This is a genomic window from Microbacterium sp. (genome assembly GCF_011620715.1).
Lineage (GTDB): Bacteria > Actinomycetota > Actinomycetes > Actinomycetales > Microbacteriaceae > Microbacterium.
In genome coordinates, this window is record NZ_WOYP01000081.1 from 1 (window position 1) to 3,855 (window position 3,855).

Consider the following 3,855-nt stretch of genomic DNA (forward strand, 5'->3'; position numbering starts at 1 on the left):
TCAGTGCACCGGATCACCCGCGTCTCCGCGAACCCGTTCGAGCACGCGCATCGAACCGCGATGCTGGAGTTCGCGAAAGTCACCATTTCCGACCGCGCGACGGAAGACGCGATACGGAGCCTGCCCACCCTCTGCGGGGTCGGCGAAGACGTCATGGATCACGAGAGCGCCTCCCGACATGACCCAGCGAGCCCAGCCTTCATAGTCGTTGTTCGCGTGCTCGTCGGTGTGCCCGCCGTCGATGAAGACGAGAGAGAGGGGCGTACGCCACAGCGCGGAGACGGTCGTGGAACGACCGACGATCGCGACGACGTGCTCTTCGAGACCCGCAGCCACCACGGTGCGCCGGAACTCGCCCAAGGTGTCCAGCACTCCACTGGACTCGTCCACGAGCGTGACATCGTGATACTCCCATCCGGGCTGGTTCTCCTCGGAGCCATGGTGGTGATCGACCGTGAATGCCGTGCCTCCCGCCTCCCGCGCTGCGGCGCCGAGATAGAGCGCCGACTTGCCGCAGTAGGTGCCGATTTCGAGCACCGGGCCACGATCGAGGCTGTGTCGCGCCCAGCGGTGCAGCAGTTCGCCCTCGTCGGCGGGCATGAATCCCTTGGCCGCCAGCGCGTACGGCAGAATGTCCGGCGGCATATGCAGGTCGTCGTCCACCGCGTCCTCCTCATCGATCACGCAACGCACCCGCACTCACCATGGACGTCAGGCACGGCCGGCAGGCCGTCGCCGCGGAACACGCCCGCGCCGCCGGTGGTCTCCGAGATCGCGTCGACGGCGAGAACAACCGCGGCGGCGGTCCAGGTTGAGCACTCCACGGGCCACCGCAGCCCGTCGGCGAAGACATACCCCGTCCAATAAGACCCGTCCGGATCCCGCAGGTGCTGCATATGTGCGACCAGGTCGGTCGCTGTCCGGTCATCGCCGATCGCATGCAGTGACAGTGCCAGCTCGCAGGTCTCGGCACCGGTGACCCACGGCCGGTCGCTGACGCAGCGGACTCCGAGGTCGGGGACCACGAACTCCTCCCATCGAGACTCCATCCGCTTCACTGCGGCACTCCCGCGGACGGCACCGCCCAGGACCGGGTAGTACCAGTCCATCGAGTGGCGGCCGCGGGCGTCGAAGCGCTCCTCATGGACGCGCAGGGCGTGGCCGAGGCGTCCGGCGGCGTTCTCCCACTCGGGGCGGGATCGGCCGAGCAGGTTCGCCAGGCCGATCCCGCAGAGCAACGCATGATAGATGCTGGAACTGCCGGTCACCAGCGCCGAGTCTGCGATCTGCCCGTCTGCTCCCGCGGCCCAGGCGATCCCGCCGAACGGCAGCTGCAGCGCCACGACCCGATCCAGTGCCCGCTCGACGGTGGGCCAGGAGCGGAACAGGAACTGCTCGTCCGCGGTGACGCGCCAGTGATGCCAGACGCCAACGGCCACGTAGGCGACCATGTTGGCGTCGGTGCCCGGATCCGCGATGCTGTCGCCAACGAACTTCATCGGCCACGACCCGTCGTCCCGTTGCGTCCGGGCCAGCCAGTCGTAAGCGCGCTCGGCGGCCGCGCGCTCACCGGCGACCAGAAGCGCCATCGCGTTCTCCACGTGATCCCAGGCGTCGGTGTGCCCGTCCGGAAACCACGGGATGGAGCCGTCCGATGTCTGAACGCGGGCGATCGCTTCACCGGACCGACGGATGTCTTCCACGCTCAGGATTCCCGGGAGCGAGGGCAGGTCGGTCACCGTCACCTCTGCGGCTTGGTCAGGTAGAAGACGATGCTCTTGCCGGCGATCGGGTCGAACACCGCCTCGAACGCGCGCGTGGGCCACGGGCGCTTCATGATGTCCCAGACCAGAAGCCTGTGATAACCGCGCACGAGGGGATGCTCGGAGTTGTCCACGCCGACCGCGCACTTGAGCCACCAGTAGGCTGAGTGCAGCGAGTGCGCATATGCTTTGCCGTCCAGCCTCAGTCCGGCGCCAGTGAGCTTCGCGGCCAGGTCCTTCGCATCATAGATTCGCACGTGGCCGCCTTCCACCTCGTGGTACTCGTCCGACAGTGCCCAGCAGATCCGTTCCGGCCACCGCCGTGGCACGCTCACTGCGATCGTGCCACCGGGCTTGAGCACGCGGTACAGCTCAGCGATCGCGGCGACATCGTCCGGAATATGCTCGAGCACTTCGGATGCGATCACGTGATCGAACTCGGCATCCTCGAAAGGCAATGCCAACGCGTCGCCCTCATGTGTCACGGCCCGGGCCTCTTTCGGGACTTGCGCACCGGCGGCCATCGCCGCGAAAGTCTGCGCGACCGTCTCCAACTCGCCCACGTCCTGATCGAATGCGACCACATCGGCGCCGCGGCGGTACGTCTCGAAGGCGTGTCGGCCGGCACCGCATCCCATGTCCAGAACACGGTCGCCCGGTCGCACCCCGAGTCGATCGAAATCAATGGTGATCATACGTCTGCCTTCTCTGCCGTCATCGGAGTGTTCATCGCCTCACGGTATGCACGGACGGTCTCCTCGGCCACCGTCCGCCAGCTGAAACGCGCCACCGCGCGATCCAGGCCCGCTGCGCCCATGCGCGCGCGCTGAGTGGGATCGTCGAGCAGGCTGCCGATCGCATCGGCGAGTGCCACCTCGTCGCCGGGCTCGACGATCAGCGCGCACTCGCCTGCGGGCCCCACCACTTCGGGGATTGCCCCGGCGCGGCTCACAACGAGTGGCGTCGCCCGGGCCATCGCCTCCACGGTCGGCAGCGAGAAGCCCTCGTACAGCGAGGGTACGCAGGCGATCTCTGCGGAACCGAGGAGCTCCGCGAGCTCCGGCCCCGACAGGCCGTCGACGAATCGCACGGTGTGACCCAAGTCCAGCTCCGAGACCAGACGCTCGGTCGGCCCACCCGGCCTGGGCTTGCTGACGATCACCAGCTCAATTCGGCGCTGCTGGCGCAGACGCGCTACGGCCCGAAGCAGCGTAGGGATCCCCTTGAGGGGCGTATCGGCGCTCGCCATCGCGACGATGCGACCCGGGACCCGCTCGGTGACTGGATGCTCGAGCATGATCGGCGCGACTCCGAGCGGTATCGTTCGGACGCGCGCCGGGTCGACTCCGAACTCGCGGACGATGTCGCCGCGGGAAGACTCCGAGACCGTGATGATCGAGGGCATCCGCCGCGCGACCCGGCCCTGCATGGTCGCGAACCCGTACCATCGCCACGCCGTCACCTTCCGCCAGCCTCGCGCGGCCGCGATCTCGAGTCGACGATCGAAGGTGATCGGGTGGTGGATCGTCGTCACCAGCGGGCGACCCGAACGCAGCAGATCCAGCATGCCGTATCCCAGGGTCTGGTTGTCGTGGACGATATCGAAATCATCCAGGCGAGCGCGGAGTGCCCGAGCGACGCGCAAGCTGAAGGTCAGCGGCTCCGGAAAGCCGGCGGTGTACATCTGCAGCACTTCCAGCACGTCGATCCAGTCGCGGATCTCACTGGGACGTGGGGTACGAAAAGGATCGGGGTCTCGGTAGAGGTCCAGGCTCGGCAGCTTCGTGAGCGTCACGCCGGCGTCCAACTCGGGATAAGGCTGACCCGAGAAGACTTCGACGTCGTGACCGAGGGCCACCAGTTCGCGGGACAGGTTCCGGACGTACACGCCTTGACCGCCGCTGTGTGGTTTGCTGCGATACGACAGCAGCGCTATGCGCACAGACCAGACCTCCTCGTTCGGCCCCGGAAACGGGGCGCATCGCGACGACGCTCTGACATTCTTGCAGACGCATAGACCCGTGCCCGGCGGGCGGCTTCCCGCAGGACGTGCAATCCCGGGGAGGGGCTCTTCCACGCGCCTGCGTCCGTG

At 67.4% G+C, this 3,855-nt stretch carries 4 protein-coding genes; all 4 read right to left on the reverse strand.

Annotation, left to right across the window (positions count from 1 at the left end; all coding sequences use genetic code 11):
* The 4 genes from QZV84_RS07915 to QZV84_RS07930 are packed head-to-tail and all read right to left on the reverse strand — an operon-like array spanning position 1 to position 3,705.
* On the reverse strand, positions 1-684 hold the full coding sequence (locus QZV84_RS07915) for a class I SAM-dependent methyltransferase (protein WP_292827917.1): 684 nt from the start codon (positions 682-684) through the stop codon (positions 1-3).
* Positions 681-1,739 (reverse strand): prenyltransferase, encoded by a 1,059-nt coding sequence (locus QZV84_RS07920; RefSeq protein ID WP_292827920.1) that lies wholly within the window; start codon positions 1,737-1,739, stop codon positions 681-683. The genes QZV84_RS07915 and QZV84_RS07920 overlap by 4 nt, the downstream gene beginning before the upstream one ends.
* Positions 1,740-1,741: 2 nt before the next feature.
* Positions 1,742-2,458 (reverse strand): class I SAM-dependent methyltransferase, encoded by a 717-nt coding sequence (locus QZV84_RS07925; protein ID WP_292827923.1) that lies wholly within the window; start codon positions 2,456-2,458, stop codon positions 1,742-1,744.
* Entirely contained in the window at positions 2,455-3,705 is a 1,251-nt protein-coding gene (locus QZV84_RS07930; protein WP_292827926.1) for a glycosyltransferase family 4 protein, read from the reverse strand. Before QZV84_RS07930 ends, QZV84_RS07925 begins: the two co-directional genes overlap by 4 nt.
* Positions 3,706-3,855 lie beyond the last annotated feature (150 nt).

What these genes read in the sequence shown, in the direction of transcription:
- QZV84_RS07925 (WP_292827923.1), bottom strand. Translation starts at nt 2,458, where the DNA reads ATGATCACCATTGATTTCGATCGACTCGGGGTGCGACCGGGCGACCGT.